This window comes from Bacillus sp. J33 (assembly GCF_000518885.1).
Taxonomy (GTDB): domain Bacteria; phylum Bacillota; class Bacilli; order Bacillales; family Cytobacillaceae; genus Cytobacillus.
This window is the reverse complement of sequence record NZ_JAEL01000033.1, coordinates 14,546-30,379: the sequence shown is the minus strand read 5'-3', so window position 1 is coordinate 30,379 and position 15,834 is coordinate 14,546. Positions and strand designations below refer to the sequence as shown.

Here is a 15,834-nt window from a genome sequence, read left to right as displayed (position 1 = left end):
ACTTTTTTGCAAAAAAAAGCAAAGGCCCCGGGGACTTTGCTTTTACCTTACATATGATGGCTATGCCGTTTCCGCCTTTGCCTTAATACCATTTCCTCCAATGCTCCCGATCCGAATAACACACCAGCCACGATCAGGACAAGGCCAAGCAAATGGTTAGTTGTAATTATTTCTCCAAGTATCAGTGCAGAACCCGCTAAGGAGAAAAACGTGTTCAAATTCAGAAAGATGCTGGCTTCAGCAGGCCCGATTTTACTGATTGCTGTGTTATAAACCATATGCCCCACAGCGGTTGCCACTATCGCAGATGCTGCAAAAGCAGCCCATACATATACAGGTGCTTCGGAGATCCTCAACAGCCCCCCTGGTTCCATGAAGCTCCCCAGGATAAACAGGATTGCTCCCCCAAAAATCAGCATATAGCCAGTAAGAAGCCGTGGATCCAGTGTTTTCGACGCCTTGCTGATTACAATAAAGCTAAGAGCCTGTGATAGGATTGATAAAAACACATATAAATCACCTGAAGATAAGCTTGAGACTCCTTTATTGCCTGAAAGGACAATGAACGTGACACCGGCACCTCCGAGCAAGAAACCAAGCACCTGAATGCCTGTAGGCTTATTGCGCAGCAATAAAGAAGACAAAATGGCCGTCAAAAGCGGCCCAGCCCCTAATATTAGACCTCCATTTACTGCACTCGTTTCCGTTAAACCGACTGCAAGAAAGAGATGGTGGCTGACCACACTGAGAAGGCCGCCAAACATAATAAACTTGACCTCATTGAAACTTGGTTTTCTCACTTTTCCCATTACAGCCAATACTGCAAATACAGTTAAACCAGCTGCCAGTATCCGCAAGGAAGTAATCGTAACCGGAGGAAAATAACTGACAAGGATTTTAATAATGCTAACATTCAATCCCCACGTAATCATAATCAAGGTAAGAATCATATAAATCTGCAGGTTTTTCACTTCAATCCTTCTCTCTAGTTTCCCATTTAATATTATTTTCCATTTTATCACAGACTGCTTTTTCTTTGGCCTTTTAAAGCTCTATAGAGATTCGTATGCTACTTTGATTGAAAATTACCTAAAAAAGAATGATAAACCTACTTTGACAATAAAAAATCGAGTATAAAGCTTTTTTCGATTCCATACTCGATTTCTTATGCTAATTCTATTGATTCTCCACTTTATCTAAACTAATTTTAATTTTTTATTGCTATCTTCTTGATATAACCCGGCCCCATTCATTTGTTATAATTTATAACAATGATGCGGGGGTGCTGATGGTGGACACTAGAGAATTTCAGAAAAAAGCAGCAGGTGAAAAAGCAGTAGAATTTGTAAAAGACGGAATGATTATTGGATTAGGATCAGGATCCACTGTTTATTGGATGTTAAAGAAACTTGGAGAGATGGTGGCCCAAGGCTTGAATGTAAAAGGAATACCAACTTCTTTAAGAACAGAGCGCTGGGCAAAAGAATTTAATATTCCTTTAACTGATTTTTCTAAAGTTCAAAAACTGGACCTTGCGATTGATGGTGCCGATGAAGTTGACCCTGATTTTAATCTGACAAAAGGCGGAGGGGGATCCCTTCTTCGTGAAAAACTTGTAGATGCCAACTCGGAGAGTCTACTTATTATTGTTGATGAGTCTAAAATGGTTGACAAATTAGGCGACTTTCCCCTTCCTGTAGAAGTCGTTCCCTTCGGCTGGGAAGTAACAGCGAAAAGAATCTCAAATCTTGGTGCCAATCCTAAACTTAGGATAAAAGATGGTGACATATATATTTCTAACAACGGTAATTATATTTTGGATTGCAAATTTAAGAAGATCTCTAATCCTGAAAAGCTTCATAGTCAGCTCAAGCATCTACCAGGAGTCGTAGAGACAGGGTTATTTATTGGAATGACTGATTTAGTTATCGTCGGGTGCCGAGATTCAGTCAAAATACTTAAAAAAAAGCAATGAAAAAGGAGAGGACTTTCCCTCTCCTTTTTCCCTCTATTAAATCGGGAGCAAGTCTTTCCGAATCGGTGTAAAAATATCCAAAATAATACATTCCTCTATTACTTTTACCTGATGTTTTACATTGGAAGGAATATACTGTATATCACCTTTGTTTAAAATTCTTTTTTGGCCATTTACATTGAATTCTACTTTACCTTTCTCAATGTAGCTAATCTGCTCCTCTGGATGCTGGTCAATATCCCCAAGGAACCCTTGTTCTAATTCTACTTTTATAAGCATTAATGACCCATTACTGTTTAATATTTCTCTTTTCATTTTGATGCCTTCCTTTCCCTTTACAATTTCCACAAGCATCAAATGGGCTTGTTAAAATAATCCTGGATTAATCAGCTTAGGGACATAAAATGCAATATCCGGGAAAAAGGCTACAAAGAGCAGCACAGCTAACACAATTAGGATATATGGCATTACAGCCTTTAAGGATCTTTCGATGCTCAGCTCACCAATTTTAGCCGCAAGCAATAAACATAAGCCGTATGGCGGGGTAACAAGTCCAATTGCCAAAGTCATGACAACAACTAAACCTAAATGGACGGGATCCATGCCAAATTGTGTAGCAGTCGGAAGTATTACTGGAACGAACAGGATCATGGCTGGAATGGCATCCATAAATGTTCCGACAAACAGGAAGAATGCAATGATAATTAAAATGAATACCCATTTCGCCCCAACGTTATTAACAAAGAAATCCTGTGCCATTGTTGATAATTGGTAGTAGCTCATAAGCTCTCCTAGTGCACTTGCAGCAGCGAGAGCAAACAGTGACAGTGAACTTAATGCCAGAGTATCCATTAATATTTTTGGCAAATCTGATAGCTTTAAAGTCTTATAGAAAAACATACTGATTAATAGTGTATAAAGCGACGCAACAGCAGCTGCTTCTGTCGCTGTAAAAAATCCTGATATAATTCCTCCGATAATAATAATAGGAGTTATTAAGGCAGGAACGGTTTCATACACGAGCTTTAAAAACTGCTGGACAGTTGCTCTATTAGATCTTGGATATCCCTTTTTCAAAGCCATAATATAGATGAAGATCATCATGCCTAGTCCGACTAAAACACCTGGGACAATCCCGCCTAAGAATAGGGCCCCAACAGAGGCATTTGTTAAGCCTGCAAAGATAATCATCGGAATGCTTGGAGGAATAATAACACCAATAGTGGATGATGCAGCGGTAACACCTACTGCAGTTTCCGTGTCATATCCTTGCTTTTTCATATTTGGAATCAGGATTTTTCCTACTCCTGCTGTATCTGCCTGGGCAGCACCCGATACACCTGCAAAGATCATAGATACAAGAATATTGGCATGCGCGAGCCCGCCTCGGATATGTCCTACAACTGCAAGGGAAAGATCAATCAGCTTCTGGGATATTTTACCACTGTTCATTAAGTTGGCTGCAAGGATAAACAAAGGTACGGCAAGCAAAACAAATGAATCGATTCCATTTAGCATTTTCATAGGAACAGTCACTTCTGGAATATAAGGCACCGTAAATATCCCAAGAAGAGCTACAATTCCTATTACAAAGGCAATTGGAACCCCTATTAGCATTAGGATCAAGAATAATCCTACAAGTATAATGCCTATCATATGTTTGCCTCCATTCCCTTAAGTTTTTTAAAGTTATTAATAAGGTGGTTAACAGAATAGATAGCCATTGTCAGCCCCATAATCGGAATGGAAATCCAGACATAGCCCATCTTCAGAGCAGGAAGGGAAGCCCAGTTATAATTCCAAAAATTCTTTACAGCTTCAATTCCGTAATAAAAAAGAGACAGCGCAAACAACAAAACAATAAAATCAATAAAAATTAATAGAGTAGCTTTGGATTTGCCTTGGAGCTTTTGTTCTAAAAAATCAAAACTAAAATGCTCTTTCTTATTCACCATTACTGAGGCACCCATAAAGACAGACCATATAAATGAGTAATTGGCTACTTCCTCAGTCCAAATAACTGGGATTCCCAAGTGCCTTGTGGTTATTTGAATTATAATAGCAATAAAAAATATCGATAAGCTTATCACGCCAATGGTCAACTGGATCTTCTCAAGAATCTTAATCATGCTTATCGTCTTCCCTCCTATTAAGGATTAAAGGGAAGACCGCATTAACACTCTTCCCTTTAATACATTCGTTTCGGATTATTTTAGATCTTTAATTTTCTTAAGCAGTTCTTCTGCGCCTATGTCTTTTGCCGCTTTTTCTTGCAATGGCTCAGCTAGCTCAATAAATGGCGTACGATCAATTTCATTTACCAAAGCACCTTCAGCAATAGCTTTTTCTTTATACTCCTCCTCTTGAGAGTAAACTGCTTCTCTTTCCGCTTTAACAGATGCTTCTGCCGCTTCTAAAATAATGTCCTGCTGCTCTTTTGTATAAGAATCGAATTTTTTTCCGTTTACTAATAAGAATCTCGTTGTATAGTCATGCCCTGTTTCAGTAATGTACTTTCCGTTGTCTGTTTTGTGATGATTTTGCTGAACAAAATATGGATAAGAGTTTTCTGATGAATCCACAACGTTTTGCTGCAGTGCCTGATATAATTCTCCCCATGCAATAGAAGTAGGGATTGCACCTGTCTGCTTCCAATAGTCAGCAATTACACCTGAAGTTTGTGTTCTGAATGTCATCCCTTTTAAATCTTCCATTTTTTCAATAGGCTTTTTGCCATAGTAATGTCTAACACCAGCAGACCAGTAGCCAACTAATTTAAAGTCATTATTGGACTTTTCATTAACTAGCTTCGCCATTTCTTTCCCTACTTCTCCATCAACAACTGTTTCCCAATGCTCATAGCTGTCAAATAGGTATGGGAGTGCCAATAAGTCAATTTCCTTGATGCCTGTTTGGGTCATAAAACCTGGTGATACTAAAACAACATCTGCTGCACCTAATTTAAGCTTTTCTACTAGTTCTGATTCTTCTGTACCGATTGTCCCTGCATGCACTTCAACTTCGATGTCACCATTTGATTTGCTTTCTGCAACTTCTTTAAACTTTAATAAACCTGTTTGGTAAGGATTGTCTGGAGAAGTCTGATTATGTGCAGCTACAATTTTAATCTTTTTGGAACCGGCATCTCCGCCTGCTTCTTCTTTACTGCTGCAGCCAGCTAAAAGAGCTGACAAAGCTAAAAGTAAAACAAAAGAAATGGACATTAATTTTCTCATTTATATTTCCCCCTTGTTTTCATTGCATTATTTATTAATTACAGCTGTATATTCAAGCGCTTTCTTAGTGAGCATCAGGTAATCCTCATCGCTGTTTAAACTCTTAGGATTTACCAGGTTGCCTCCAATCCCTACCGCCAAAGCACCCCCCCCAATATATTCCTTTATATTGGCTGCATTAATTCCTCCTGTTACCATAAGCGGAACATGCGGGAATGGGCCATGAATATTTTTAATGTATCCCGGACCGAACGCATTAACCGGAAAAACCTTTATCATATCCGCACCATGCTCGTAAGCTGTTAAGATTTCTGTAGGTGTTAAAGCACCGGGAATGCTTGCCGTTCCGTACCGTTTAGCCATTTTAATTGTTTCAGTATTCAGTGATGGAGAAACAATAAATTGGCTGCCCGCCATAATGGCTGCTCTAGCAGTTTCAGGATCCAAAACTGTACCGGCACCGACGAGCACTTTGTCTCCCATCTCCATTCTTACTTTTTCAATCATCGCCATAACTCCGGGAGTTTCCGCGGTAATCTCAAGCACTTTTACTCCACCTTCATTAAGAGCGTTTGCTATTGGGACAATATTTTCCAATGTTGCTTCTCGAATGACAGCAACAACGACATTCTCTTTAATAAAATCTACTGCTTGCATTTGTTTCACCTTCCTTCTGCTTGTTTCATTCTAAATTGGTATGTCTTTTTGTCATTTCTTCATATACTGACTCTTGATTCTCGGCTTGCAAAGTTCCAATGATAATGGCATCAAGAACCAGGTGTACTGACTGGTCAAATTGATTGCCGAGCGGCTGAATAGTGGATGGCTCACCCTGCCTGCGGTATTTGGTTGCAGCCGGAATAACAAGAATTCCGTTACAAATTGATGCCATCTTGGAATCTCTATTCGTTGTTACCACGAATACCTTTGCACCGATTTCTTTTGACTTTGAAGCAAATTGCAGTATAGCTCCAGTTGAACCTGAGCCCGAAATAGCAACTAATAAATCATCGGCTTCAATACTCGGAGTGACCGTCTCCCCAATTACATAAACCGGAAAGCCCCCGTGCATAAGGCGCATCGCAAACGCTTTACCCATTAGTCCGGAACGTCCTTCTCCATAAACAAAAATCCGCTTTGCTTCCCTGAGATGTTTGGATAGATGAATCGCTTCTTTTTCATTAATACCTTCCAGTACAGTTGAAATTTCATTAGCTACGGTTTTTATGATAGATTTCATTGATTTATCAATCCTTTCATGGCCCTGGCAGCTTCATAGGGATTATCTGATTTCGTGATAGCGCCACCAACTATAACCGTATCAGGCCTTTTCTCTTTAACCCCTGGGAGTGTGTCTATATTGATTCCTCCTGCTACAGCTACTTCCAGCCCGGTAAGACCTTGTGTAAGAGAGAAAAGGTCAGTTCCCATTTGCCCTTCAGACTGCATATCCTTGCCAAAGTGCAAACTAACTAAATCCACTCCAAGGGCCTGCAAATCTTTAATTCGTTTTTGCTCCGTAACACCCAGCAAATCTACCATTATCCGTTTCCCATAATCCTCTGCCACTTTTAGCGTATCAATAATAGTCTTATCCGCTGAGAAGGCCATAACCGTTGTAATGTCAGCTCCAGCCTCTAATGCTTGTGCAGCTTCGTGTTTACCGGCATCGCATGTCTTCATGTCGGCAACAACTGTTTTGTGGGGATATGCCTGCTTGATCTCACGAACAATCGCCATACCATATTCCTTTATTACGCCTGTGCCAACTTCAATCCAATCAACAAATTGCTCAGTCTCTCTTAATACATCTAGGCACTCTTTCCTCGTAAGCCGGTCAAGGGCTATTTGAAGATTCATACTCTCACCCTACCTTTCTACGAATTCTCTTTCTCCCAATTGAACAAGAACATCTTCTAAATATGGAAGGCCTTCATTATCCCCTGAAACACTCACAACCATAGAACCTATGGCATTTGCAAATTTCAAAGTCTTTTCCAAGGGCCATTGGTTCAACAGCCCATAGATGAATCCAGAGTCGAACCCATCACCAGCGCCTACTGTATCTATAACCTTTTTGGCTTTAAAAGCAGGAGCTTTTATATACTCACCATCATGATAACCGACAGAGCCTTTTTCTCCTTGCTTAATGGCAATATAGCTAATGCCAAAAACTTTGGCATGCTCAACGATTTCTTTAGGGTCACTTGTCCCCAGCAATAACTCAGCTTCTTCTTCTCCCGTCAGAAAAATATCAACATACGGGAGAAATTCTCTCAAAACTGTCCGCGCTTCATCTCTGGTCCACAGTTTCAAACGAATATTCGGGTCAAACGAGACAAGAACACCATGCTTTTTAGCTAGAGAAATTGCATATTTTATGAGATCAATATTCTTTTCTTTATCAACTGCCGGAAAAACTCCAGTGATATGAAGAACCTTTGAATTTTTAATATAATCTTCACTTAGCGTTTCAATTGTTAAAGCTGTAGTCGGAGAGTTCGTTCTGTAATAAAAGGTTCTTACGCTTCCATCCCCCATAATTTCTTTGAAATTTAGAGATGTTGGATATCCATCTATAAGCTCTAATTGTGAGACATCAATTCCTTCTCCACGCACTGTGTTGAAAATATGCCTTCCAAATTCATCATTTCCCAGTCGGCTAATCCAGCCTGTTTTTAATCCTAAACGGGAGCAGCCGATTGCAACGTTCAGCTCTGCCCCTCCAACCTTTCGTTCAAAAGTTGAAACAAACCTCATTGGGCCTGTTACAGCCGGATTAAACGTAATCATTGCATCCCCGATTGTTATTACATCATTCATAGCTAAACTCCTTTTCGGTTCTTTAACACGATTCCCTAACAATAAGTTTTGGTTCAAACCGATATATCAAATTTTCTTTTGTAAGTACTCTTTTTTGTATTTTGTTTAACAGTAACTCAGCTGCTTTATTGCCTATCTCAAATGCTGGCTGTGCAACTATTGTCAATCCAGGATCGTAAAAACTGGCAAAAGATACATCATCAATTCCAATAATGGCAAGATCTGATGGAATCCTTATATTGTGTTCTTTTACATATTTAAGAATCTCTATCAAGGTAAGATCATTTCCTGCAAGAATAGCTTCCGGCGGGTTTTCAAGGGAAAGCATTTCTTTAAGCCCCTCTTTAATCTTGCTGACTTCCATGCTTTTGATATACTCTTCCTTAATTGAAATGCCATTTAATTGCAATGTTTTTTTATAGCCGTTTAGACGCTCAATCCTTGGTGTTACATTTCGGATGACATTAGTAATAATACCGATTTGCTTATAGCCTTTATCGATAAAATGCTGTACACCCAATCCAGCCGCTTTTTCATTATCGAGCATCATTGATGGAATTTTCACATCTGGCACTGTACGGTCAACAAACACTATTGGATATTTTTCCGCTAACATTGCATTATAAAGGTCTGTATTATCGCCAGTTGGCAGCAGGATAATCCCATCTACCTGTTTAGCCCGAAGCATTTCAATATACTTCTTTTCCTTTACCGGGTCATCATCAGCGTTACATACAATAGTGTGGAAATCTGATTTATGGCACATATCCTCTATCGCTCTAATAACCTGGGTAGAGAAAGAATGTAAAATATTAGCTACAATTACACCAATTGTTGTTGTTGATTTTTGCTTTAAACTTCTTGCCAATATATTTGGCCTGTATCCGAGATCCTTGATGGCTTCTTCTATTCGTTTTTTCGTGTCCTCCCCCATATAATCAAACCTTTTGTTTAAATATTGGGAGACTGTACTCTTTGATACATTAGCATGCTGAGCAACATCAGCAATCGTAACCGTTTTCATGTTTATTTCTCCGAATCCATTCAATTTACAATTTTCTAAACCGATTTACTAAACCGGTTTACTAAATCGATTTATCGTAATTATAAAAAAACTGAAAGCGCTTTACAAGACTTTTTTTTAAAATTAGCAAAAATAAAAAGAGCAGCCATCACAACTAAGGGATATCTCCTGCTCTTATCTATTTATTAACATAATTCCATCAATTGCCACAAGCGTTCCTTACAGAATTAAGCAGGGTTAAAATTCCATATATAGTATGAATGTAAAAATGTCAATTTTTTTTAAAAAATAAAAGAAGGCTATCAATCCCACACTTCATTGATAGCCTTCTTTTTCTTCAGCTCTATTCAAACTCTCTGTTTTTTGTACCGCTCTAAGCGCTTTATTATTATCTTAATTATTACATCAAATCATGATCCACGTAACGCCCACCGTTCAGTTCACTGATAACGTTAATCGCAACCTTTGCACCGTCGCCAGCCGTTATAATCGTATGGACACTCACACCGGCAATCGTTCCGGCAGCCCAGATGCCTTCCACATTCGTTTTGCCTTCAGCATCGACATCTAAAACCGTTTTAATGCGAGGCTCTGTGCCAGGCTTTGTTTTCAAACCTGCTTTTTCTGCAAGGTCTGTTGAAAGGCCGGCCGCTACAATTACATGCTTAGCTGAAAATGTATTCCCGCCTGCTGTTACAGTGAAGCCCGATCCAGCTTTTTCAATGTTTTCCACAGTCGCCTCTACGATTTCTGCTCCAAACTTGGCTGCTTGCTTTTTGCCTGTTTCTACTAATTCCGGACCTGTAATTTCCATTACGCCATAATGGTTTTCAACCCAGGCACGCTTTGTCATGCTTTTATCATTATCAATGATAACCACTTTCTTGCCCGCTTTTGCAGCAAAAAGCGCGGCACTTGCACCTGCAGGGCCAGCACCAACAACTAAGATATCATGCATTCTGATTTCCTCCTTAAAACAGTATTTAATTATATATTATCTAAGTTAATAATTACTGTAAAATAATGTGATCAGAGGAAGTCATGCCCAATATTAATCTTCGTCTTTGATATCACGATCCTCAGGCAGCTGCTCATTCAATATTTCTTCAACAAGTGCTTTATACTTCTCCACTTGTTTTAAATGGGCATTAAACTGCTCCTTATAAACTAAATACTGCTCTCCGTCATGGATGGCGCGTATCTTTCTCTGCTGTATCAGGCTCTCTATATATGCTTCGGGATAAGATAAATATTCTGCCGTTTCTTTAATGGTCAGGTACATGCTATTCATTCCTTCGGTCTATTATTTTTTATCTGGCAATTTACTGGCACTAGATGACTCTATTAAAATCATATAGAATAGAACTGGACTGTAAATATGATTTATACGCTATTAAAGCTCTTTTATTATACAGCTTTATTATGGATGAAGAAAAACTACTTATTTGACTGAATCCCTGCCTTCCTTTCAGCCAAATAGAGAAAAGGAGGAAGACAAGCTTATGGATAAAAAAAGGCTACTGGGGTTATATATTCTCATCAGCCTTATCTGGGTATTTGGAACTAACTACCTCTTAGACTTGCTTGAACCTTCTTCTCTTGCTTATTACCTCAAAAGGGCAAAAGAATTCTTGTACATTTTGGCTACAGGATGGCTGCTCTATTATTTTATGGGCAAAAGAGAAGAACTCAATGCATCCCGGGAAGATGAAAAGCGCCTTTCCACATTGATCAATTCCATGGTAGACTTCGTTAACTTCAAAGATGGCGAGGGACGCTGGATTGAATCCAATGAATTTGGCCTGAAATTATTTAATCTTGAAAATGTGGACTATAAAGGAAAAAAAGACTCGGAGCTTGCTGAATTCACCGATTTTTATGCTGATGCACTTCGGTACTGTGAGGCATCTGATGAAGAGACTTGGGAAAACGGCAAGATCACTCGCGTGGAAGAAGTGATTCCCTTGCCTGATGGAACCGAAAAGACGTTTGATACCATTAAGGTTCCCCTTTTTCATACAGATGGAAGCCGCAAAGGCCTCGTCATTATTGGACGCGATATCACGGAGAGAAAACGTGTAGAGAAACTTCTCGAAGAAAGCCAGCAGCAGTACAAATCATTGTTTGAATACAATACAGAAATCGTCTATATGACTGATCTTGACGGAACCATTACGAAGGTCAATCCTCAGTTTAAAGCTGTAACAGGCTTCAGTCCGGATGAAACAATCGGCAAAAATATCCATGATATATCGCCTGAAGGTTATAAAGAAAAAGTGAAAGAAGATTTTGCTTCTATTCTGGCAGATAAGCAGCCGAAAACATGCGAATTTGAATTCAACCACCGGAATGGCAGCAAAGTTACATTGCAATGCACTGCCTTGCCTATCATGGTTAATGGAAAAATTGCCGGAATTATTGGCTATGGCAAGGATATAACCAAGCTCCGGCAAGCCGAGGAAAGATTGCGCCGAACTGAGAAGCTCTCTGTTGTAGGAGAGCTTTCGGCAAGTGTAGCACATGAAATCAGAAATCCGCTGACTTCCTTAAAAGGCTTCGTACAGCTTATGCAGCTCGAGGATGAAAAGCATCAGTTCTACTATCAGATTATGCAGGAAGAACTGGATCGCATAAACCACATTGTCGGGGAGCTTCTACTTTTGGCTAAGCCGCAAGACATCTGTTTTACAAAAGCAGATATTCAGAAAATCCTGTTTAATGTCATATCGCTTTTAAAAACAGAGGCAAGCATGCATAACGTCCAAATAGAATTTTTATTAAAATCCGATGTATTCATGATTGAATGCGAGCCAAACCAGTTAAAACAGCTTTTCATTAATATTATAAAAAATGCCATTGAAGCTTCAAATGAAGGCGGAAAGGTTGTCATTACCCTTCAATCTGATGGCGATCAAGTAACGGTCCTAGTTAAGGACGATGGCTGCGGCATGTCGGAAGAGCGCCTAAACAGAATCGGCGAACCTTTTTACTCATCCAAGGAAAAAGGCACCGGCCTCGGTCTTACTGTAAGCTTCAAAATTGTCCAGTCCCATAACGGTTCCATCCATTTCGATAGCGAAAAAGGAAAAGGAACCGAGGCAGTCATCAAGCTGCCTGTAAAAAAACAAGCTCCCGCTGTGGGAGCTGAGTTGACGATCTAAACTAGAAAAGAGCAATTTCAATCAAACGTTTGATTGAAATTGCTCTTTTTCTTTATGGGCAAAAAGGGAACCCATTTATCAACCATTCGGATATATTAATAAATCAGCGTATCGAAACTTCCCCGCTGCAGTCAGGCACTAATCTCCCTTAATCTCCAGCAGCTTCTGCCTCAAGTCATTTTCCATATTGGCAAGATCATGCTCAGCCTGACGCCGTTTGTTCCGGCCTTCTTCCTGAATTCTTAACGTCTCTTCAAGAGTGGAAATGAGGTTCTCCTGCGTTTTCTTTAACGTTTCAATATCAACAATGCCCCGCTCATTTTCACGTGCTGTCTCAATCGTATTCATTTTCAGCATTTCGGCATTCTTCAAAAGAAGGTCATTCGTTGTTTTAGAAACCTTCTTCTGGGCTTCTACTGCATGACGCTGGCGAAGCAATGTCAACGCAATGGCCACCTGGTTCTTCCAGAGCGGGATGGCCGTCATGATGGACGACTGAATTTTTTCAACCAATGCCTGGTTCGTATTCTGGATCAGGCGGATTTGCGGAGCACTTTGGATTGTGATTTCCCGGCTCAGCTTTAAATCATACAGGCGCTTATCCAGGCGGTCCGCAAACTGAATCATGTCATTGACTTCCTGAAACTTCATCTGGTCATTTGTTTCCTCGGCCTTTTTCTTCAGCTCAGGAATAATCTTTTCATGGAGCTCTTCAAGCTTAAGCTCGCCTGCTGCAATATACACATTCAAAGCATGGAAGTATTCCTTATTGTTTTCATAAAGTTTATCCAGCATTACTATATCTGACAGCAGAAGGTTCTTGCTTCGCTCCAGCTTGACGCTGATCCGGTCAATCTGTGCCCCTGTTTTCTGGTATTTGGAGAGCACTTCCTGGACAGAACCGGACAGCTTTCCAAACACCCTGGCTAAAAAGGATGCTTTCTCCGGCTTCAGTTCATCCGGGTTTACATCATTGAATTTCTTCATCAAATCATTGATGATTTCCCCAACCTCGCCAACATCCTTTTTCCGGACATGTTCAAGCATTGTATGGGAAAAAGATAATAGCTTGGATTGTGCAGGCGTACCATATGAAATCATGGCCTGATGATTGGCCGGGTCAATCTGCTTGGCCAGCTGATAAGCCTTTTCCCGGTTTTCTTGAGGAATCACATCAATCAGCCTTGCCCGCCTTTCTTCACCGGATGGTGCAGCGGCAAGCTCCTGCTTTTCCCCAAACGGATCGGCTAGCAGGTCATCCATCAAGTTAGCATTATTTGTATTCTTTAACAGGGACGGATTTTCTTCAGTCATTTTAATCTCCTGCTTTCATCTTGAATTCTTGAATCTTTTATCTTTTCAATAGAATTCTTGGCAACATCAATTTCAACATTAAGCTGTTCAATATCTTCCGCAATAACCCGATGGAGATCTTCCTCCACGTGATGGGTTAATGCATCAAGCGTTCGCCGAGTTTCCTCCAGCGACAAATCAAGTTCACGGCTTTTTTTCGGCTGCGATGACAAAAAGACATACTTCTCAGCCAGCTCTACTGCAGAATCCAGATGTGAAAAATAAAACTGCTCTGCCTGATAAAAGCGCTTCGGCTCCTTTTTTGTCAGCCTGTATATTCTTCTCGTCACCCTCATGAATTCCATCCGCTGCTTCAGCGTTGGAAAATGGCGGATCGAAAACATTGCCTTGTGCAATCGGGTTAACTTTCTCTTTGCTTCATCAAGGTTTCTTTTTATATATTGGTATTCCCTTCTCGTCAAACCATGCTTTTTTAAAAATCGGCGCCGCTGTATCACGCCTCCAGCCCAATAAGTGAGCAGTCCTGCTGCAACACCATATATACCTGAAAGGAGAAAGGTTTGGCCAAAAGCAAAATAACTTAACAGCCAAACACTGACAGACAAAGGAATGGCCGTCAGCAAACGAAAAGCTAAAGCTACAAAAGAATTCATTTCTATCGACTCCTGACTCATAGTCCTATTTATTTATACGTTACTCGCAAACATAAAGTTTCATCCGCAGGGAAAAAACACAGCATCATTTCAACAAATATGCAACTGTCCTTAAATCTATTAAAGCACTTTTAAAAATCTTCTCAAGTATAACGATACAAAAAACCCCGTTTCCCCGCCATAGACCCCAATAGTAATCATCACTAAGACCAGGGACGTATATTTTTCTCAATATGAACAAAAGCGGAAGCGCCTTGACCCGAGGGGCTTGGTGCTGAAGCTAGATGCAGACAACTTTTAACAATGTTATTCACATGATTGGATTTTATAATTTCCCAAACAAAGAAAAAAGCATTTACGGCAATTTCCGCAAATGCTTTTATTGATTAATATATCTAATCTATTTATTTCACAGCCAAAGCACGTTTGCCCATGGCATTATATATTTTAATAAACTTCTCTTTTGGCATTTTCACATCTTTTTTAACTGCTTCACTATCATTAAAATATACATAGTCTGCATCCACACCAGTTATCACAATACAGTGTAATGGAGTCGGAGCATTGATTGTCTTGCCTGCAGGCGTCTTCCAGCTGCGCTGTTTTGGCATTTCATGACTAATCGTAAACCAGGCCAGTACAGGATTCCCTTCTGAAACATGCTTTTCAATTTCTGAAAAGTCTTTTCCGGTCAGATCTGCTCCACCCGGACGATATTGATCCAGCAATTTTTTAAGCGGTCCAGGGTTGATTGTGTGGCCATTGCCAAAAGGCGTTCCGACAAAGCCGACATCCGGATCTCCCCACGTTTTAATAGACCCATCTGCATTCCTCACTAAATTGGTAGAGTCATACGGCATCTGTTTGGCAAGCGTTGTTTTGCTGACATTTATTCCATAATATTTTAAAGCCATGGCAAGGGACGTTACTTCACATCCGCTTGGCAGCTCTGGCCGCTGAGCAATAAGCGGAACATTAAGCTTGGCCAGCTGGGGATCGCCAGCCGCTACAAACTCACCGCTCACATAGCCAGTACCTCCATTATAGGAAATTTTATACCATCCATTGCTTTCCTTATGTATAACGCTAAGAACAGTCCCGTTCTTCAAGAGGCCGATCCTGCTATAATCCAAGCCGGGGCCCTTGCGGACATTAAGTGCAGTTGCATCTACCCGATAAAGCTTTTCATCCGTTTTCACGTATTGACCGCTTACATAGCCTTTCTGGCCATTGTATGAAATTTCGTACCATCCGTTGTTCAGCCTCTGGATTGCCTGTATACTGCTTCCTTGAGGCAAACTGCCTATACGCTTATAATTTGTACCGGGTCCTGAGCGGACATTAAGGCTTGACGCATCCACTATGTAAGATGATGAAGCTGCTTCCGCCACTGTCTGGACAGAAGAAAAAGGAAAAGACGGCGAAAATACTCCTCCTATTAAAACAGCAGCTGCAGCTGTCCCCTTTAATAGAGCCCTGTTCTTATACATTCCTTTCAAATTAGCCACTCTCTCTCCTCCTGCGCATGAAAATTATATTAATTCTGTCGAATCTTGCGAACTACTATTAAAATAAAGATTATAAAACAGCCAGTCTACCTTTTTGGGACTGGAAAAATTTAATTGAAACGAATGGATTAGCTTTTTCC

At 40.2% G+C, this 15,834-nt stretch carries 17 protein-coding genes; 2 read left to right on the top strand and 15 right to left on the bottom strand.

Going from position 1 to position 15,834, the window contains the following annotated elements:
• Nucleotides 1–47: 47 nt before the first annotated feature.
• A complete protein-coding gene (locus tag L634_RS0111890) occupies nt 48–971 on the bottom strand; it encodes a DMT family transporter (RefSeq protein ID WP_034262577.1) in 924 nt (307 codons plus the stop codon).
• 317 nt (nt 972–1,288) lie between these two features.
• Here L634_RS0111890 and rpiA point away from each other — a divergent pair, with 317 nt between their 5' ends.
• A complete protein-coding gene (rpiA, locus tag L634_RS0111885) occupies nt 1,289–1,975 on the top strand; it encodes a ribose-5-phosphate isomerase RpiA (protein ID WP_026582642.1) in 687 nt (228 codons plus the stop codon).
• A gap of 36 nt (nt 1,976–2,011) precedes the next feature.
• Here rpiA and L634_RS0111880 read toward each other — a convergent pair whose 3' ends face one another.
• From L634_RS0111880 to L634_RS0111830, 11 genes are all read right to left on the bottom strand, one after another.
• Nucleotides 2,012–2,290, bottom strand: a complete 279-nt coding sequence (locus tag L634_RS0111880) for a cupin domain-containing protein (protein ID WP_051428315.1) — start codon at nt 2,288–2,290, stop codon at nt 2,012–2,014.
• A 51-nt stretch (nt 2,291–2,341) separates the two neighbouring features.
• On the bottom strand, nt 2,342–3,631 hold the full coding sequence (locus tag L634_RS0111875; protein ID WP_198029754.1) for a TRAP transporter large permease: 1,290 nt from the start codon (nt 3,629–3,631) through the stop codon (nt 2,342–2,344).
• Entirely contained in the window at nt 3,628–4,104 is a 477-nt protein-coding gene (locus L634_RS0111870) for a TRAP transporter small permease (protein WP_026582639.1), read from the bottom strand. Before L634_RS0111870 ends, L634_RS0111875 begins: the two co-directional genes overlap by 4 nt.
• Before the next feature lie 78 nt (nt 4,105–4,182).
• Nucleotides 4,183–5,211, bottom strand: a complete 1,029-nt coding sequence (locus tag L634_RS0111865; protein ID WP_026582638.1) for a TRAP transporter substrate-binding protein — start codon at nt 5,209–5,211, stop codon at nt 4,183–4,185.
• Between the two features lie 27 nt (nt 5,212–5,238).
• A complete protein-coding gene (locus L634_RS0111860; protein ID WP_026582637.1) occupies nt 5,239–5,868 on the bottom strand; it encodes a bifunctional 4-hydroxy-2-oxoglutarate aldolase/2-dehydro-3-deoxy-phosphogluconate aldolase in 630 nt (209 codons plus the stop codon).
• Between the two features lie 25 nt (nt 5,869–5,893).
• A complete protein-coding gene (gene hxlB / locus L634_RS0111855) occupies nt 5,894–6,451 on the bottom strand; it encodes a 6-phospho-3-hexuloisomerase (protein ID WP_026582636.1) in 558 nt (185 codons plus the stop codon).
• Nucleotides 6,448–7,071 (bottom strand): 3-hexulose-6-phosphate synthase, encoded by a 624-nt coding sequence (hxlA, locus tag L634_RS0111850; protein ID WP_026582635.1) that lies wholly within the window; start codon nt 7,069–7,071, stop codon nt 6,448–6,450. The genes hxlB and hxlA overlap by 4 nt, the downstream gene beginning before the upstream one ends.
• Nucleotides 7,072–7,080: 9 nt before the next feature.
• The gene (locus tag L634_RS0111845; protein WP_026582634.1) at nt 7,081–8,034 is read right to left on the bottom strand and encodes a sugar kinase; all 954 of its coding nucleotides are present in this window, start codon (nt 8,032–8,034) and stop codon (nt 7,081–7,083) included.
• A 22-nt stretch (nt 8,035–8,056) separates the two neighbouring features.
• Nucleotides 8,057–9,058, bottom strand: a complete 1,002-nt coding sequence (locus L634_RS0111840) for a LacI family DNA-binding transcriptional regulator (RefSeq protein ID WP_026582633.1) — start codon at nt 9,056–9,058, stop codon at nt 8,057–8,059.
• A 400-nt stretch (nt 9,059–9,458) separates the two neighbouring features.
• Nucleotides 9,459–10,016: an FAD-dependent oxidoreductase gene (locus L634_RS0111835; RefSeq protein WP_026582632.1), complete on the bottom strand. Its 558-nt coding sequence runs from the start codon at nt 10,014–10,016 to the stop codon at nt 9,459–9,461.
• A gap of 93 nt (nt 10,017–10,109) precedes the next feature.
• Nucleotides 10,110–10,340, bottom strand: a complete 231-nt coding sequence (locus L634_RS0111830) for an excisionase family DNA-binding protein (RefSeq protein ID WP_026582631.1) — start codon at nt 10,338–10,340, stop codon at nt 10,110–10,112.
• Between the two features lie 220 nt (nt 10,341–10,560).
• On the opposite strand from L634_RS0111830, the gene L634_RS0111825 reads away from it, so the two are divergent.
• Complete coding sequence (locus L634_RS0111825; RefSeq protein ID WP_026582630.1) at nt 10,561–12,219, top strand: PAS domain-containing sensor histidine kinase; 1,659 nt, start codon at nt 10,561–10,563, stop codon at nt 12,217–12,219.
• A 138-nt stretch (nt 12,220–12,357) separates the two neighbouring features.
• Here L634_RS0111825 and L634_RS0111820 read toward each other — a convergent pair whose 3' ends face one another.
• The 3 genes from L634_RS0111820 to L634_RS0111810 form a co-directional block, all read right to left on the bottom strand.
• Nucleotides 12,358–13,533 (bottom strand): toxic anion resistance protein, encoded by a 1,176-nt coding sequence (locus L634_RS0111820; protein WP_026582629.1) that lies wholly within the window; start codon nt 13,531–13,533, stop codon nt 12,358–12,360.
• On the bottom strand, nt 13,530–14,186 hold the full coding sequence (locus L634_RS0111815) for a 5-bromo-4-chloroindolyl phosphate hydrolysis family protein (protein WP_026582628.1): 657 nt from the start codon (nt 14,184–14,186) through the stop codon (nt 13,530–13,532). Before L634_RS0111815 ends, L634_RS0111820 begins: the two co-directional genes overlap by 4 nt.
• A gap of 404 nt (nt 14,187–14,590) precedes the next feature.
• Entirely contained in the window at nt 14,591–15,694 is a 1,104-nt protein-coding gene (locus L634_RS0111810) for an SH3 domain-containing protein (RefSeq protein WP_026582627.1), read from the bottom strand.
• Nucleotides 15,695–15,834 lie beyond the last annotated feature (140 nt).

Excerpts from the sequence above, each read along its gene's own strand:
- rpiA (WP_026582642.1), top strand. The coding sequence starts at position 1,289 with ATGGTGGACACTAGAGAATTTCAGAAAAAAGCAGCAGGTGAAAAAGCA.
- L634_RS0111880 (WP_051428315.1), bottom strand. The coding sequence starts at position 2,290 with ATGAAAAGAGAAATATTAAACAGTAATGGGTCATTAATGCTTATAAAA.
- L634_RS0111875 (WP_198029754.1), bottom strand. The coding sequence starts at position 3,631 with ATGATAGGCATTATACTTGTAGGATTATTCTTGATCCTAATGCTAATA.
- L634_RS0111870 (WP_026582639.1), bottom strand. The coding sequence starts at position 4,104 with ATGATTAAGATTCTTGAGAAGATCCAGTTGACCATTGGCGTGATAAGC.
- L634_RS0111865 (WP_026582638.1), bottom strand. The coding sequence starts at position 5,211 with ATGAGAAAATTAATGTCCATTTCTTTTGTTTTACTTTTAGCTTTGTCA.
- L634_RS0111860 (WP_026582637.1), bottom strand. The coding sequence starts at position 5,868 with ATGCAAGCAGTAGATTTTATTAAAGAGAATGTCGTTGTTGCTGTCATT.
- hxlB (WP_026582636.1), bottom strand. The coding sequence starts at position 6,451 with ATGAAATCTATCATAAAAACCGTAGCTAATGAAATTTCAACTGTACTG.
- hxlA (WP_026582635.1), bottom strand. The coding sequence starts at position 7,071 with ATGAATCTTCAAATAGCCCTTGACCGGCTTACGAGGAAAGAGTGCCTA.
- L634_RS0111845 (WP_026582634.1), bottom strand. The coding sequence starts at position 8,034 with ATGAATGATGTAATAACAATCGGGGATGCAATGATTACGTTTAATCCG.
- L634_RS0111840 (WP_026582633.1), bottom strand. The coding sequence starts at position 9,058 with ATGAAAACGGTTACGATTGCTGATGTTGCTCAGCATGCTAATGTATCA.
- L634_RS0111835 (WP_026582632.1), bottom strand. The coding sequence starts at position 10,016 with ATGCATGATATCTTAGTTGTTGGTGCTGGCCCTGCAGGTGCAAGTGCC.
- L634_RS0111830 (WP_026582631.1), bottom strand. The coding sequence starts at position 10,340 with ATGTACCTGACCATTAAAGAAACGGCAGAATATTTATCTTATCCCGAA.
- L634_RS0111825 (WP_026582630.1), top strand. The coding sequence starts at position 10,561 with ATGGATAAAAAAAGGCTACTGGGGTTATATATTCTCATCAGCCTTATC.
- L634_RS0111820 (WP_026582629.1), bottom strand. The coding sequence starts at position 13,533 with ATGACTGAAGAAAATCCGTCCCTGTTAAAGAATACAAATAATGCTAAC.
- L634_RS0111815 (WP_026582628.1), bottom strand. The coding sequence starts at position 14,186 with ATGAATTCTTTTGTAGCTTTAGCTTTTCGTTTGCTGACGGCCATTCCT.